We start from the raw sequence: 14,551 nt of genomic DNA on the forward strand, positions 1-14,551 counted from the left end.
TTCCACCCGAAAGAATGCCAAACTAAGTGATAATGGAAATCAATCTCGTTTAAACATAAGGACGTTCCGGGAGGCAAAAACCCGTAAAGATTTTTTACAGAAAGTGAAAATAGCGGCGAAACGGGCATCCCGGCCCGCCTTTAGCCGCTCAGTAAAGCAATGTGATGCCGGGGAGATTCAGTTGGCGGGCGGAGAGTTCCTGACGAATGGCGCCGACGCCGTCGTCGAGTTTATTGAGCGCGAACACGCCGCTCACCGTGCGCGCTCTTAGCGCGGGATTGACCGCCACGATGCGGGTTTCGCGATAGCGATTGAGCTGCGCGAGCGCCTGCGTCAGCGGTTGGCGGTCGATCACCAGCCAGCCGCGCCGCCAGGCGTCATCGCCGGCCGTTTGCCTCGTCAGCCACAGCAGGCCGCTGCGGTAATGCGCCGCCTGACGTTGCGCGACCACCAGCGAGCGCTCGCCGCGCTCGAGCGTCACCCGCACGCTGTGCTGATGCACGCTGACGTCTACGCCCTGCCCGGTGCGCGCCACGCTGAACTCGGTGCCCAGCGCCTGCGTAACGCCGTTTTCCGCCTCCACCCTGAACGGGCGACGTTCCGCCCCGCCCAGCGGCGCGACGATAAAATAGGCGGTACCGCGCAGCAGCCGCACCTTGCGCTCGTCTGCAGAATACGCCAGCGCGATCGCGCTGCCGCTGTCCAGCGCCACCCGGCTGCCGTCCGGCAGCGCGACTTCGCGCACCTCGCCGCGAACGGTTTGATAATCCGCCTGCAGGCCGATCCACAGATCCGGCCCACGATAAACGCCGAAGGAAACGGCGATCGCCACCGCAGCCGCCACCGCCCAGCGGGGCCATCGATGGCGAGAGGGCGTTTTCAGCGCCGCCACCTGCGGCTGTAACGCCTGCCGCTGCTCTGGCGGCAGCTGCCCCAGCGTCGCCCAAAGCAGGCGAGCCTGACGCAGCGCCGCCGGATGCTGCGGATCATCGGCCAGCCAGGCGTCCAGCGCTTGCCGCCGATCGTCGGGCAGCGCCCCTTCGGCCAGGCATACGGCCCAGGCCGCCGCCTGCTGTCGCACCTGTGCGGTTAGCGGTTTCATGATGACGTAGACCCCTGTTTTTTCTGGTTATAGGTTAAGACGTCTGAGGGCGGATAAACCCGTAAAAAAATTGCCATTATTGTTCGCCCATCCGCGCCATCAGCCGCTCCAGCGCGCTGGCCAAGTGTTTCTCCACCGTGCTGAGCGACACCCCCAGCTGCGTCGCCACCTGCGCCTGGGTCAAGCCATCGAGCCGGTTAAGGCGGAAAATCTGCTGCGTGCGCGGCGGCATGCCCGCCAACGCCTGTTGCAACAGCTGCAGCAGTTGGCCATCGATCGCCCGCTGTTCGAGCGCCGGTTCGCCGGAGGGGTACTGCGCCAGAATGTCGTCTTCTACCGCTTCGGTTTGCCGCCGCTGCTGCTGCCGCAGATGGTCGAGCATCAGATTTTTGGCGGTTTTATACAGGTAGGCCTCGATATCGAGAATATTGCCCTGCGGGTATTGCTCGGTGAGGCGGGTAAAACTTTCCTGCGCCAAATCCGCGGCCAGCTGAGGGTCGCGCAGTTTAGCATTCAAATAGGCTTGCAGCGGCCGCATGTGGCGCAGAAATAGCGCCTGCAACTCGGAATTGGACATCTCTTTTCCCAGAAGTGAAACACCCAATAGGGGCGATAAAAATCACATAAATGATTATCATTATCAATATTGTTCTGGGAAATATGTGCTAAGGCGGGAATAACAGGAAACCGGCCTGACGCCGGTTTCCGCTGGGCTGCAGGTCAGAGCTCTAACGCCTCGTCCTCATAGCGGTGCTTGGCGTCGAGCGCTTCCTGCTCGGTTTCATGTTCACTGAGCAGCGTATTCGGCTCAATGTCGTCGGTGCGCACTTCAAAACGGCGCAGATGCAGACTCGGGTCGCCCCGAAACACCTCTACGACGCGGGCGCTCCGTGGATAAGCAGGTTGATCATTTTCGCGCATGCCGTTCTCCCGTGTGTTTCACACAGTAGCAAGTATAGCAGCCGCCCTCATTCCGACACGCGCGAGCCAAGATCGCGATCGCCGGGGGCGCCCGCCAACAGTTCGGTCAATTCGTCGCAGGCGCAAATGCGGCCTTCACGCACGGTGAAGTGCGCCAGCACCCGCACACGGCTGCAGGAGCCATCGCGCTTTTCCACCTCGACCAGATGGTGGGTCAGCACCGCCTCGCCCTGCGCCGCCGCCGCGATCACGCTCAGCGTCATGCGGCGAGTTTGCCGCTTCAGCAGCGCCATGTGTTGTTCAAACTGTTCGAAGTTCAGCACCTTGCCATCCACCTGCTGGCGGTAGCCTGCGCTGAAACGGGCGGCGAGCTGCGTCGGCCGATGTTCCGGGCTGGCGACAACCTGCTGCAGCGTATCGAGTACCAGATTCAGTGGGGTAAGTTGAGTCATCACGTTTCTCCGAAATAGGGTGAACGGCGATCCTATCTCGGCCAGGCGATGGCATAATAACCACATAAAGACTTTTAATAACGCTAAACGGCCAATATGACGCAGATCCGCAGCCAACGCCTTCAGCATGAAAAAAAACACCTGACGCCCTGGCACCGACACGAAGGCGGCCAGATCTATCTCTTGACGCGCGGCATGCTGGCCATGGAACTCCCGGGCCGGCAATGGGCGATCACCGGCGGTACGCTGGGCTGGCTGCCGCCGGGATGCGCCCATCAGGCGCTGGCCTGCGGCGACGTGGCGGGCTGGAGTTTGTATCTGCCGGTGGAAAGCGTGCCGGAGATGCCGCCGCAGCCGCAGTTGTTCACGGCCTCTGCGCTGTTGCAGGCCCTGGTGGAGCGCATCGCGCAGTTCCCCGCCGGCCCGCTGAGTGCGCCGCAACGGCGGCTACTGCAGGTGCTGCTGGACGAAATGCATGCGGCAAGCCGCGCGCCGTTGCAATTGCCGCTGCCGCAGGACGCCCGGTTGCTGAACATCGCCCGGGCGCTGCTGAACGATCCCGCCAGCCTGCGCAGCCAGCGCGACTGGGCCGCCTGGGCCGGGCTCAGCCCGCGCACCCTGAGCCGCCGCTTTCAGCAGGAAACCGGCATCAGCTTTGCGCTGTGGCGCCAGCAGGCGCGGGTATTGCGTTCACTGGAGGGATTATCACGCGGCGCAGCGGTCGGCGAGGTGGCCGACGCCTGTGGCTATGACAACGTCAGCGCCTATATCGCCGCCTTTCGCCGCCGCTTCGGCGTCACGCCCGGGGCGTACTTTGCGCCGGCTCGGCAAACGGAATAGGAAAACGGGCGCCCAGCGCCCGACGAGAAGAAAGGGTTACTTCACCGTCTCACGCGGCAGCACCGCGAGGATTTGTTCCACCACCCGCTGTGGATCGGCGGCGCCGTCTATCACGTAATGCGCGGCGTCCTGATACAGTGCTTCGCGCGCCGCCAGCACCTCGAGCATCTCTTCGGCGATCGGCCTGCCGGTGAGCGTCGGGCGCTGCGCATCTTCCGGATACTCTTCCAACCGCTGCGCCAACACGCTGGCCGGCGCGCGCAGGTAGATAACGGTGCCATGCTGGCGCATAAACTGACGATTCTCTTCCGCCAGGATCGCACCGCCGCCAGTGGCAACTATAGTTGACGGCTTGGTCACGGTTTGCAACGCGATGGTCTCGCGGCGGCGGAACCCCAGCCAGCCCTCGCGCTCGACCATTTCCGCCACGCTCATCTGCGCCGCCTGCTGCATAAACAGATCGGTATCGACGAACTGATAGCCCAACGCCAGCGCCAATGCGCTGCCTACCGTCGTCTTGCCGGCTCCGCGAGCGCCTATCATGAACAGGGTTTGTGTCATTACGGGTTGTCCCTTATGCGGTGACTTGAGTGCATTGCATACCAAAATACCGAGCGGGTGCGATGACGTGGTGGCAGCATCATACCCTGCCCGCTCTGTATTTCAATATTTACGATAGTGTAAATTCCATAGCACAGCGACTGCCGACGGCAAAGCCGTGCGCCAGATCCTCATCCAGGTGCCGCCGTAAAGCGGTCGTGAGCCGCGCGTCGTCAAGCGGCCGGAATCCCAGCCGCCGGTAGTAAGGCGCATTCCACGGCACCTCGATGAAGGTAGTGAGCGTCAGGCGGCCGGCCCCCTGCCGTTTGGCCTCTTCCGCCACCGCGCCGATCAGGCGACGGCCGACGCCCTGCCGCTGCCAGGTGCCGGCGACCGACAATTCGGCGATGTGCCAATCGTCCCCCTGAACCTGCACGGCGATAAAACCGGCGCACTCGCCGTTGTCGCTTTGCGCCAGCCATTCACGGTGCTCGGCGATAAATGCGGCGTGCTGCTGCGGGGCCATCACCTCGCCTTCGGCGATAAAGCGCCATTCCGGCTGCTGGCGAAACAGCTGCGCCGCCGAACGTTCAACCGCCATCAGATGCACGATATCTTGCTGCTGCGCCAAACGAATCTGCAGGCTCATGGGTTCTCCTTAACGTTGGGGCGGTTATTTAAGCAAATTTCACCGCCCGTGGCTTAGAAATCGATACTGCCGCGCAGCACCACCTCACGCGGTTCCCCCACCGCCACGCGCAAATTACCGCCGCTGGACGGGTAGTAAGTTTTATCAAACAGGTTCTTCACGTTCAGCTGCCATTTCACCCGATAGCCGTTGATCGGCATGGTGTAAGCGGCGAACGCATCGGCAACGGTGTAATTATCCAGGGAGAAACTGTTGGCGGCATCGCCCGGGCGACGGCCCACGTAGCGCGCGCCGGCACCAATGCGCACCTCATCGCCGCTGTAGAGGCCCAGGCTGCCCAGGTTCTGGGTCAGGAACAGCGAGGCGGTATGACGCGCCACGTTGGTCATCTCTTTCCCCTTGTTATCCGGATCGTCCACCACGCGGGCGTCGGTATACGCATAGGAACCGATCAGGCTCAGCGAGTCGGTGAGATTACCGGCCACGTCCAGCTCCACGCCCTGCGAACGCACGCGCCCGGCGGTGCGCGTCACGGTTTCGCCCTCCACCAGCTCATTGACCATGACGTTACGCTTGGTGATGTCGAACAGCGCCAAAGTGCCGGTAACGCCGTTCGGCAACGCCAGCTTGCCGCCGACTTCCCACGACTTGCCCTGCTCCGGCGGCAGCGAATCAATTTGGGTGGCGATGGAAGAGTTCGGCTTGAACGACTCGGTATAGCTGCTGTACAGCGACACGTAAGGCGTCAGCTTGTAGACCACCCCGGCGCGCGGCACCAGCTTGCCGTCCGAACTGTCGGTGTTGGTCTGGAACGGCCGCCCCTTGCCGGCATAGACGTCGAAAGCGTCGTAACGCAGCCCGCCCATTACCAGCCATTTATCGGTCAGTTGGATGGAGTCCTGCATAAACCAGCCGTAGCTGGTGAGGTTTTCCCGCTGGTCGCTGTCTTTGGCGCTGACCGCGGTCGACGGCGGCATCAGGCCGTATACCGGATGATAGATATTGAAATCGCTGTTCTTTTTACCGCGGATCATGTCGCCGCGGTAGGTACGGTTATCTTCAAAATCGAAGCCGAACAGCATCTGGTGGTTGATGCTGCCCCAATCCACGTCACCATTGAGCGTCAGCTGCACCGCGTTGGCGTGGCTGACAGCATGGGCGGTCGAGTCGGCCTGGCGGCTCAACACGCCGGTCACCGGGTTCAGCGCCGTGGCGCGCGCCTGGTTGTCACTGTAGCTGTTGCGGCTGTAGGCGTAGGTCAGCGAGCTTTTCCAGCGCTCGTTGAGCGTTTGATCGATCTGCAGAGTGACGCTGTCCTGATCGCCGCGGGTGGCGTTATAGGCTTCGTCGAAACGGCGATCGCGCGGCGTATTCACCGGTTTGCCGGTGCGCGAATCGATAATGGTGCCGCGATCGAACGGCACCAGATATTCCATATGCTCGTAAGCCAGCCGCACGGTGGTGTTCTCGCCATACCACATCAGCGAGGGCGCGATCACCGTCTGGCGGTTGCGGCCGAAGTTGCGCCAGTAGTCGGTTTCATCGTGATCGACGATCATGCGATAGGCGAAGCCCGACGTGCCGAGCGGCCCGGTAACGTCGAGCTGACCGCCGCCGCCGTTGAAGCTGCTGCCCCAGCCTTCCACATGGGTGTGCTGCTGCAACTGGGGTTTTTTGGTGATCATGTTGATCATCCCGCCCGGCTCACCCATGCCGTACAGCATTGAGGCCGGCCCCTTGAGCACCTCTACCCGCTCGGTGGTCGGCGTAAAGTTGCGCGCCTGCACCGAACGCACGCCATCGCGCAGAATAGAGCCGTCGCGGTTGTCGCCAAAGCCGCGTTTCATTACCGCGTCCTGGGTGCCGCCCAGCGTGTTGGCCTGGGTAATGCCGCTGACGTTGTACAGCGCTTCGTCCAGGCTGCTGACCGCCTGATCGGTAATCACCTGTTGCGGCACCACGTCTATCGCCTGCGGCACGTTCAGCAGGTTGGCTTCGCTGCGGGTGCCGGTGACGCTGGTCAATGGTTGATAGCTCTGCACGCCGTCGGCGTCTTTGCGGCCAATCACCACCAGACTTTCTTCCTTCGACGCGGCTTTTTCCGCCGCCCACGTCGGCGATGTTGCGCAGACCGCCAAAGGCAATGCGCACCACCAGCCGCGCTTGTTGTTATTCATTATCTAACTGACTCCAATAGGTCCCTGAAAAAGGTAACGGCAAAAACTGCTGATACAGCTGTTGGAAGGTCTGCTGCGGGTTAATGTCGGCGAACAGATCCGGGTAAAACGCTTTGGCGAACATCTCGACCAGCACCACGTGGTACGGGCTGAGGTAAAAGTTGTGCCAGACGCTCCACGCGCGGTGATGCTTCACCGCCTGCAGGCTGGCCAGCATCGGCTGCGTGGCGATCAGCCGGCGGAAGCTGTCGGCCGCCTCCTGTGGGCTGACCTGCGGCCCGAGGCGCAGATCGGACAGCCGTTTGCCCTGCGGGCCGGCCATGCCGGTGGCGAGGTACACATCAGGATTGGCGCTCAGAATAGTTTCCGGGTTCAGTTCGCCATACACGCCTTTGACGCTGGCGTTGGCGATGTTGTCGCCGCCGGCAAAAGTCAGCAGATCGCCGAGATTGCCGTGTGCGGCGGTGGTGCAGCAGGTGTCGCGCCGCCCCAGATGCAGGTGCAGCATCACTTTGGGCTTCGGCCCCTGATAGCCCGCCAGCCGTTGCTGAACCACCGCCATATGCTGCTGATAAAACGTGATGAATTGCTCGGCGCGCTGCTGGCGGTTGAGCACTTCGCCCAGCAGCCGCACGCTCGGCACGGTGTTGTTCAGCAGATCGATACGCAGATCGACGTAGATCACCGCCACGCCGGCCTTGTTCAGCGCGGAAACCAGCAGATCGTTGTCGCCGTCTTCACGCGCGTAGCGCGCCAGGATCACCAGATCCGGCTTCAGCTGCAGCAGGCTTTCAATATTGACCTGGCGGAAGTTATTGCCGCTGATCACGGAGATCGCGGCGATCTGCGGGAACTTCTGCGTATAGAGCTGCCAGCTTTGCGCATCGAACCGCGCCAGATCTGCCGGCCAGCCGACGATGCGCTGCGCCGGGTTGCCCGGCTCCAGCAGGGCCAGCGTATACAGCATGCGGCTCTCCCCCACCACGATGCGCTGCGGGTTGTCCGGCACCACGACCTGGCGGCCGGTGATATCGGTCACCGTCTTCGCCTGAGCGGAGAACAGGCTGAACCACAGGGAAAGCAGCAGTAAAATGAGGGAATTGCGCATGATTGAGCCGGCACGGGGGAAATAGTGTGCGCATGATAATCACTCTCATTAGCACTTGCAATCCTGCACGGTGATTGCCAAAAGAAATCCGGTAAATGGCGCCGGGCGCACGGCGAAACATGGCGAAACCGCTAAAAGAGCGGCTTTAAAAAGTTAAAAAAATGGCGGAAAAATCGATTAAATAGGAGGGGGAAACAGCAAAAAAACCGGGAGACCTCCATGACTCAACGCATTATTCCGCTGTCGGAGTGCCCGCAGTTTGTCGACGTGTGCGCCGCCTGGGCCTTCGGCCAGTGGGGTTCACAACGCGGCGGCACGCTGGAACGCACCCAGCTGCGTTTCACCCAATGCAGCCGGCCAAGCGACGATCTCCTGACGCTGATGATGATCGACGGCGATCGCCCGGTGGGCATGGCCAGCCTGTGGCCCAGCGACGATCATCAGCGCCAGGATCTCACCCCGTGGCTGGCCGGCGTTTTCGTACATCCCGACCATCGCCGCCAGGGCATCGCCCATCGCCTGGAGATGGCCATCGTCGAAGCGGCGCGGCAGCGCCATCATTCGGTCTTGCATCTCATCACCGACAAGTCGGAAGCGCTGTATGCCGGCTGGGGTTGGCAACCTCTGGAGCGCCGGCGACAGCATGACGAAGACGTGGTGGTGATGGCGAAAACGCTGTAGTTAACGCGGCGTACAGACATACACCAGCGCCGGCGGGAAGTTGCGCACCACCCGCAGGCGCTTCCAGTGAAAATAGCGGGACAGCAATTTTTCCGACAGGTGGCTGTATTGGAACAGCACCAGCGTGCCATTGCGCGCCAGCAGCCGCTGCCGGGCCTGCTGAAGAATGCGCACGCTGATCCTGACCGGGATCGACAGCAGCGGCAGGCAGGAAAACACCACATCGTAATCCGTGGCCATTTGGGTCGCCGAATGGGGCATCACCTGCAGCCGCCGATCGTCTATTCCCCGCAGCCGATGCACGAAATGCGGTTGAATTTCGAAAGCCTCCAGCGCCGCATCGGCGCGCATCCGCCCCAGGATGCGTTTGGTCAGTACGCCGTCCGCCGCGCCCAGCTCCGCGATCGACAGCGCACGGGTCCATTCAATCTGGTTCAGCATCGCCTGGCACAGCCACGGGGAAGAAGGCGCCAGCGTACCGACGGTGCGCGGTGAAGCCATAAATTGCTGCAGGTAAGCGAAGTGATTCATCAGTTGCAGCCGGGTCGCATTTAACATTGAGGCCTCCTTGGGTTAAACCCCCAATGTGAGCCGAATTTCTTAAGTAATCATTAACATGATTCCGAAAGCGGCAGACACAGTTGTAATAAAATGCGACCTCAGCCACGACGGCACAAAGAAAAACGGTCGTAATAATGACCTGAAAATAAGTCGTTTATGCGCCGACTGTTCAGATAATTATTACGACCGTTTATTTTATTGGCCACGTTGCCGTGGCCAGAGAGTAACAATCAACGCTTAGCGATAAATTTCCGCGTTGCCGCGCCAGTTACTGGAGTCCCCGGGGGTGTCCAGGCCGATAATGCGGTAATGGCTGGCACCGTCCGCCGCGGCTTTTTCTTTCAGGGCGTGAATGGCGTCATGCGGTGAGCCGCTAATGCCGGAAACCGACACCACGCCGAGGCTTTGCAGATTGGCGGCCTGTTCGCTGTTGACCTGTTTCACCGACGACAGCGGCGCGGCGAAAGTGGAGAAGGAAGCGGCGGCGATCAATACTGCTGCGATGCTTGGGATAAGTTTCATGATTGACTCCAGGTGTTCTTGTTTATTAGCTCGTTGTCAGTGATGTTAATTATCCGCTAGCCAATGAAAACGGACGTCATGCAACGTAAAGAACATCAATCATTGTGAGGAGAATAAGGAGGAAGTAAGAGCGAGTATGTATTTTCAGGCGAGAATGATTTTACAGGCTTCACCTTACCCCTATTTGATGAACAATTAAAGACAGGGCGAAAGAAAGAACGCGTGTCGCCGCTATTTAAGATTGTTTACCCGCCGGGGCGCGCTGAGCTACGCTGATTTTGTGGCTTACCCTTTTAAGGAAGAACGCTTATGTCGCAAAACCTGCTGCGCGTACGTGACGGTCAGGGCGCTTCGGTCTCATTCTCCGAACTGCTGTTCGATCTGATCTACGTTTTCGCCGTGACCCAACTTTCCCACTATCTGTTGCATCACCTGACGTTGACCGGCGCGCTGGAAACCCTGCTGTTGTGGTTCGCCGTCTGGCTGGCCTGGCAATACACCGCCTGGGTCACCAACTGGTTCAATCCCGACACCCGTCAGATCCGCCTGCTGCTGTTCGCTATCATGCTGCTGGGGCTGTTCGCCGCCGCCGCGCTGCCGCAGGCGTTTGGCGAGCGCGGTCTGATCTTCGCGCTGTTCTATGTCGCCATTCAGGTCGGGCGCTCCGTCACGGTGCTGCGCCTGCTGGCGCCCGGTCATCCGTTAAAACGAAACTTTCACCGCATTCTCGGCTGGCTGTGCATCTCCGCCGTCTTCTGGATCGCCGGCGGGCTGGCGGAAGGCAATGTCCGCCTGGCGCTGTGGGCGGTCGCCGTACTGTGCGAATACGTCTCGCCGATGTTCGGCTTCCGGCTGCCGATGCTGGGGCGTTCGGACAGCAGCAGCGAATGGACCATCGAGGGGCACCATCTGGCGGAGCGCTGCCAGCTGTTCGTGATCGTGGCGCTGGGGGAAACCATTTTGATCACCGGCGCCACCCTGAGCGAGATGGAAAGCTGGAGCCTGCCGGTGCTCATCGCTTCGCTGGTGGCCTTTCTCGGCAGCCTGGCGATGTGGTGGGTCTACTTCGACACCAGCAGCAAAGCCGGCAGCCACGCCATCAGCCAGGCGGAAAACCCCGGCCAGCTGGGCGCTTATTTTCATTACGTGCACGTCGCGCTGGTGGGGGCGATCATCGTCTGCGCCGTGGCCAACGAGCTGGTGATCGCCCATCCCGACGGCCGCATCCAACACGCCACGGCGGCGGTGTTGCTGCTCGGCCCGGCGCTCTACCTGTTCGCCAACGCGCTGTATAAACGGCTGGTGTATCATCGCTTCCCGCTATCGCACCTGGTCGGGCTGCTGGCGCTGGCGGTATTGGCCCCCATCGCCTATTTAACCGATCTGCTGATGGTCAATGGCCTGACGACGCTGATCATGGTGGTGGTGGCGGCGTGGGAGAGCATCTCGCGCGGCAGAGCACCGCAGCGGCAGGCGGAAGCCTGACACAAACGGGGGCGCTATCGCCCCCGCTGTGAGATTGATGACAAACCTCATGCCATTGCCGGGTTTGCAAAGAGCAGCGGATAAAAAACAAGGAAAATCAATTTATTGATTTTCGGCTGATGGCCACAAAGGAGGAAAAACCACGTTTTATCCTCCTTTGTCAACGGTCTGACGGGGGCGCTATCGCCCCCACTGTCGGTCACTTCAAGGGGTGCGGCAAGGTGAGCACCCACAGCTCGCTCAGCGATTCCGGCTGCTCCAGCGGGCGCAACTCGATACGGGCGTCGGTCTTGTCGCCGTCGAGGCTCAGCCGTCCTTCTTTCTCCAGCTGGTAGTCGCCGATTTTCTTGCTCTTTGGCGATGCATCCACCAGTTTGGCCTGCAGGCCGAAATCGTTGTCATTGATCACCGCCAGCGTGCGATCGTCGATCAGCGCCAACCCTTCCGCTTTCTCCTGGCGCCAGCCCAACTGGCGCAAATCCGCCACTTCCCGTTTCTGCGCCAGCTTCACGCCGCGCTTAGCGAGATCTTTCGCGTCGTCGAACTCCAGCGCTTTACCCTGGCCGTCAAACGCGCCCAGATCGCTGGCCTGCGCGAGATCCACCAGATAGATCTTGTTGATCATTGTCTTATCTTTACCGGTTCCCTGTTCAATCAACAGGATGCGCTGATTGTCCAACGCCACCACATCGCCAATCTTGGCGTCTTTGGCTTTTTTATAACTGTCGATATCGATGGGATAGCCGTACATGGTGGTTTTGCCACTGCGCGGATCGAAACTCACCAGCCGGGTAAACTGCGCCTTGTTTTTGCTTTTGCCATCGACATCCAGCGTGCTCTGCACCGCCGCCAGAATGCGCCCATCCGGCATCCGGGTCAGCCCCTCAAAACCGCGGTTAGGCTGGCGCCATTTCAAGATGTTCGGTAACCCGCTCGCCACCGCCTGCTCACCGGCCTGCGGCGTTGGGCCGTATTTGGCGAGAATTTTACCTTTGCCGTCAACATGGATCAGAAACGGGCCGTACTCATCGCACAGCCAATAGCCACCGTTGCCGTCACCGGTAATGCCTTCGGTATCCAACCCGCGGCGATCGCCGGACAGCGGCTGCAACACGTCATTCAACGCCACTTCATTTGTGGAGCCAATTAGCTCGCTCGGCAGCGGCAGCCCGCTAATCGGCCCTTTTTCGTCATGCAAGGGCCGTGCATTCTCGGCCACGGCCTTGCCGCCGCCGATACGAATGTCCATCAACAGAGGCACGAATTGCGGATTGGCGAAAATCTTGGCCTCCTGCTTGCCCACCGCAGGGGCATCGGCATTCGGGCCGCGATCGGTCAGCGTCGTCAATACCAGAGCGTCGCCCTGTTTGCTATTGAACGTCAACCCGGAGCCGATCCCCACCGGCAGCCCCTGCGGGAAATTCTTGGCGAACGCCCCCTGATAGGCGACGTGTTCCCCGCCGGGGAAGCCGACCACATAACGCGCCACCTCAATATCTGCAGCGTAGGTGAATACAGGAAACAGTGAAGCCAACAGCAGGGAGAGCGATTTTATTTTCATGGTTTTTACCCGAGGTTGAATGAAGCGTTATCAGGCAGACGAAGATATTAATTTAGCATGACACTGAGATGACAACAGGCAATTCGTCAAATGTGAAATAGACAATAGGTTGGCTGGCAAATAGAAATTAGCAATTAACCTGGGGATATTGAATGGAGAAAACCACTGGAAAAAATCGCCCGAAAATAGCCCGCCATTTCGCTTAGGGTAAATTCTTATGGCAAAGATAAAAAAATCGGCAAACGCGCGCCAGCACGGCAAAAAACGGTGTTTTTCTCATAGACAAAATAAAATACCGGGGATTTAATACCGCCGTTATTCAAGGTGCATTAAGAAAATTCTATAGAATATCTGCATGAACTGAAAAAGCTGTTCTATAGTTTTTAGTGCTAACGCCCGTTAGTCAATTCCGCAGGATGGAATCTATGTCAAAGCGACTTTTTGCTGAATTTTTTGGCACATTTTGGTTGGTGTTTGGTGGTTGTGGTAGCGCAGTATTAGCAGCGGCATTCCCACAACTGGGTATTGGTTTCCTCGGCGTCGCGCTCGCTTTCGGTCTGACCGTGGTGACGATGGCCTATGCCGTCGGCCATATTTCCGGCGGGCACTTTAACCCGGCGATCACCGTCGGCTTATTCGCCGGCGGCCGTTTCGCGGCGAAAGACGTGATCCCTTACGTGATCGCACAGGTGATCGGCGGTATCGCCGCAGCGGCGGTGCTGTATCTGATCGCCAGCGGCAAAGCCGGTTTCGACGCCACCACAGGCGGTTTCGCCTCCAACGGTTACGGCGAACACTCACCGGGCGGTTATTCTCTGCAATCAGCCATCGTGATTGAGCTGGTGCTGACGGCCTTCTTCCTGATCGTTATCCATGGCGTAACCGACAAGCGCGCGCCGGCAGGCTTTGCCCCGCTGGCGATCGGCTTGACGCTGACCCTGATCCACCTGATCAGCATCCCGGTGACCAACACCTCCGTCAACCCGGCGCGCAGCACCGGCGTAGCGATCTTCCAGGGCACCTGGGCGCTGCAGCAGCTGTGGGTATTCTGGCTGGTGCCGCTGGTCGGCGGCATTATCGGCGGCCTGATCTACCGCTGCCTGCTGGAAGACAAAAAATAAGCGTATCGCAGTCGATCGCGTTTCACGGGGCAGCCTTCATCGGCTGCCCCGTTGCTTTCAGCCTTTCGTCACTTCAAACATCATGATATCGCTGGTAAAGGAGCCGTCCGGCTGAATGGCGAAGTGCGCTGCCACCTCTTCCGACACGCTTTGCTGCAGCGCGCGGATCGCGGTAACGAAATGCGCCGGCGTGCGCATGCGCGCCACCCAGCTGCCGAACTCCAGCATCAACCGATCCGACGTCACCTCGCGCACCACCAGCCCGGCTTCGGTCAATAACGCCAGCCACTCACCCGGCGCATAGTTGCGCACGTGTGAGGTGTCGCGCAGCACTTCCACGGTTTGCAGGTAGATATCCAGCAGCGGATGCCCCGGCGAGACCACGTCCATGAAGATCGCCCTGCCGCCCGGCTTGAGTACCCGCCTGACCTCACGCAGCGCCTGGCCGACATCGTGCCAGTGGTGCGCCGAATAGCGGCTGATGACCAGATCGAAGCTGGCGTCCTCAAAGGGTAAAGACTCCGCCACGCCCTGCTGCGGCTGAATGTTGCCCAGGCCTTTTTCCGCCGCCGCCTGCTTCACCACCGCCAACATTTGCGCCGACAGATCGTAGGCCACCACCTGCGCCACCCTGGCCGCCGCCGTGAAGCTGGCGTGCCCGGCGCCGCAGCCCAGATCGAGCAGGCGTGCGTCGGCATACGGCGCCAGTAACTGCGCGAGACGTTGCAAATCCTTGCCCTGCGCATGCACCGCACTGCTCAAATAGGCGTTGGCCTGCTCGCCGAACTGCCGGTCTACCGCGTTTTTATGGCTGTTGCTGTTGCTCATGTT

16 protein-coding genes are annotated in these 14,551 nt (G+C 60.2%); 4 read left to right on the top strand and 12 right to left on the bottom strand.

What is annotated here, in order from left to right; all coding sequences use genetic code 11:
• Window positions 1-148 precede the first annotated feature (148 nt).
• The 4 genes from FHU12_RS16965 to FHU12_RS16980 form a co-directional block, all read right to left on the bottom strand.
• On the bottom strand, window positions 149-1,102 hold the full coding sequence (locus FHU12_RS16965; protein WP_141970718.1) for a FecR family protein: 954 nt from the start codon (window positions 1,100-1,102) through the stop codon (window positions 149-151).
• 76 nt (window positions 1,103-1,178) lie between these two features.
• The gene (locus FHU12_RS16970) at window positions 1,179-1,679 is read right to left on the bottom strand and encodes an RNA polymerase sigma factor (RefSeq protein ID WP_033642035.1); all 501 of its coding nucleotides are present in this window, start codon (window positions 1,677-1,679) and stop codon (window positions 1,179-1,181) included.
• A gap of 143 nt (window positions 1,680-1,822) precedes the next feature.
• Entirely contained in the window at window positions 1,823-2,023 is a 201-nt protein-coding gene (locus FHU12_RS16975; RefSeq protein ID WP_046688340.1) for a YaiA family protein, read from the bottom strand.
• A gap of 47 nt (window positions 2,024-2,070) precedes the next feature.
• On the bottom strand, window positions 2,071-2,475 hold the full coding sequence (locus FHU12_RS16980) for a nuclear transport factor 2 family protein (protein ID WP_141970720.1): 405 nt from the start codon (window positions 2,473-2,475) through the stop codon (window positions 2,071-2,073).
• Between the two features lie 96 nt (window positions 2,476-2,571).
• Here FHU12_RS16980 and FHU12_RS16985 point away from each other — a divergent pair, with 96 nt between their 5' ends.
• Complete coding sequence (locus FHU12_RS16985) at window positions 2,572-3,315, top strand: helix-turn-helix domain-containing protein (protein ID WP_141970722.1); 744 nt, start codon at window positions 2,572-2,574, stop codon at window positions 3,313-3,315.
• A 36-nt stretch (window positions 3,316-3,351) separates the two neighbouring features.
• Here FHU12_RS16985 and aroL read toward each other — a convergent pair whose 3' ends face one another.
• The 4 genes from aroL to FHU12_RS17005 all read right to left on the bottom strand — a co-directional run bounded on the left by aroL (window position 3,352) and on the right by FHU12_RS17005 (window position 7,789).
• A complete protein-coding gene (aroL, locus tag FHU12_RS16990; RefSeq protein ID WP_033637260.1) occupies window positions 3,352-3,876 on the bottom strand; it encodes a shikimate kinase AroL in 525 nt (174 codons plus the stop codon).
• A gap of 109 nt (window positions 3,877-3,985) precedes the next feature.
• Window positions 3,986-4,504 carry a GNAT family N-acetyltransferase gene (locus FHU12_RS16995; protein ID WP_089194342.1) on the bottom strand — a complete coding sequence of 173 codons (519 nt, stop codon included), beginning with the start codon at window positions 4,502-4,504 and terminating at the stop codon, window positions 3,986-3,988.
• A 53-nt stretch (window positions 4,505-4,557) separates the two neighbouring features.
• The gene (locus tag FHU12_RS17000; RefSeq protein ID WP_141970724.1) at window positions 4,558-6,681 is read right to left on the bottom strand and encodes a TonB-dependent siderophore receptor; all 2,124 of its coding nucleotides are present in this window, start codon (window positions 6,679-6,681) and stop codon (window positions 4,558-4,560) included.
• Window positions 6,674-7,789, bottom strand: a complete 1,116-nt coding sequence (locus FHU12_RS17005; protein ID WP_141970727.1) for an ABC transporter substrate-binding protein — start codon at window positions 7,787-7,789, stop codon at window positions 6,674-6,676. Before FHU12_RS17005 ends, FHU12_RS17000 begins: the two co-directional genes overlap by 8 nt.
• Before the next feature lie 219 nt (window positions 7,790-8,008).
• Here FHU12_RS17005 and FHU12_RS17010 point away from each other — a divergent pair, with 219 nt between their 5' ends.
• On the top strand, window positions 8,009-8,470 hold the full coding sequence (locus FHU12_RS17010) for a GNAT family N-acetyltransferase (protein ID WP_141970729.1): 462 nt from the start codon (window positions 8,009-8,011) through the stop codon (window positions 8,468-8,470).
• Here the strand turns inward: FHU12_RS17010 and FHU12_RS17015 are convergent, their stop codons facing one another.
• Both FHU12_RS17015 and FHU12_RS17020 read right to left on the bottom strand, forming a co-directional pair.
• Window positions 8,471-9,028 (bottom strand): class I SAM-dependent methyltransferase, encoded by a 558-nt coding sequence (locus tag FHU12_RS17015; protein WP_025301715.1) that lies wholly within the window; start codon window positions 9,026-9,028, stop codon window positions 8,471-8,473. It lies immediately after the preceding gene.
• 240 nt (window positions 9,029-9,268) lie between these two features.
• Window positions 9,269-9,553 (bottom strand): YdgH/BhsA/McbA-like domain containing protein, encoded by a 285-nt coding sequence (locus tag FHU12_RS17020; RefSeq protein ID WP_019454243.1) that lies wholly within the window; start codon window positions 9,551-9,553, stop codon window positions 9,269-9,271.
• A 309-nt stretch (window positions 9,554-9,862) separates the two neighbouring features.
• Here FHU12_RS17020 and FHU12_RS17025 point away from each other — a divergent pair, with 309 nt between their 5' ends.
• The gene (locus FHU12_RS17025) at window positions 9,863-11,038 is read left to right on the top strand and encodes a low temperature requirement protein A (RefSeq protein WP_141970731.1); all 1,176 of its coding nucleotides are present in this window, start codon (window positions 9,863-9,865) and stop codon (window positions 11,036-11,038) included.
• Between the two features lie 199 nt (window positions 11,039-11,237).
• Here the strand turns inward: FHU12_RS17025 and FHU12_RS17035 are convergent, their stop codons facing one another.
• A complete protein-coding gene (locus FHU12_RS17035; protein WP_141970735.1) occupies window positions 11,238-12,599 on the bottom strand; it encodes an esterase-like activity of phytase family protein in 1,362 nt (453 codons plus the stop codon).
• A 425-nt stretch (window positions 12,600-13,024) separates the two neighbouring features.
• Here FHU12_RS17035 and aqpZ point away from each other — a divergent pair, with 425 nt between their 5' ends.
• Entirely contained in the window at window positions 13,025-13,720 is a 696-nt protein-coding gene (gene aqpZ / locus FHU12_RS17040) for an aquaporin Z (RefSeq protein WP_033647364.1), read from the top strand.
• 57 nt (window positions 13,721-13,777) lie between these two features.
• Here aqpZ and FHU12_RS17045 read toward each other — a convergent pair whose 3' ends face one another.
• Complete coding sequence (locus tag FHU12_RS17045; RefSeq protein ID WP_141970737.1) at window positions 13,778-14,548, bottom strand: class I SAM-dependent methyltransferase; 771 nt, start codon at window positions 14,546-14,548, stop codon at window positions 13,778-13,780.
• Between the last annotated feature and the right edge of the window lie 3 nt (window positions 14,549-14,551).

It is taken from the genome of Serratia marcescens (assembly GCF_006715005.1).
In the GTDB taxonomy this organism is placed as follows: Bacteria; Pseudomonadota; Gammaproteobacteria; order Enterobacterales; family Enterobacteriaceae; genus Serratia; species Serratia montpellierensis.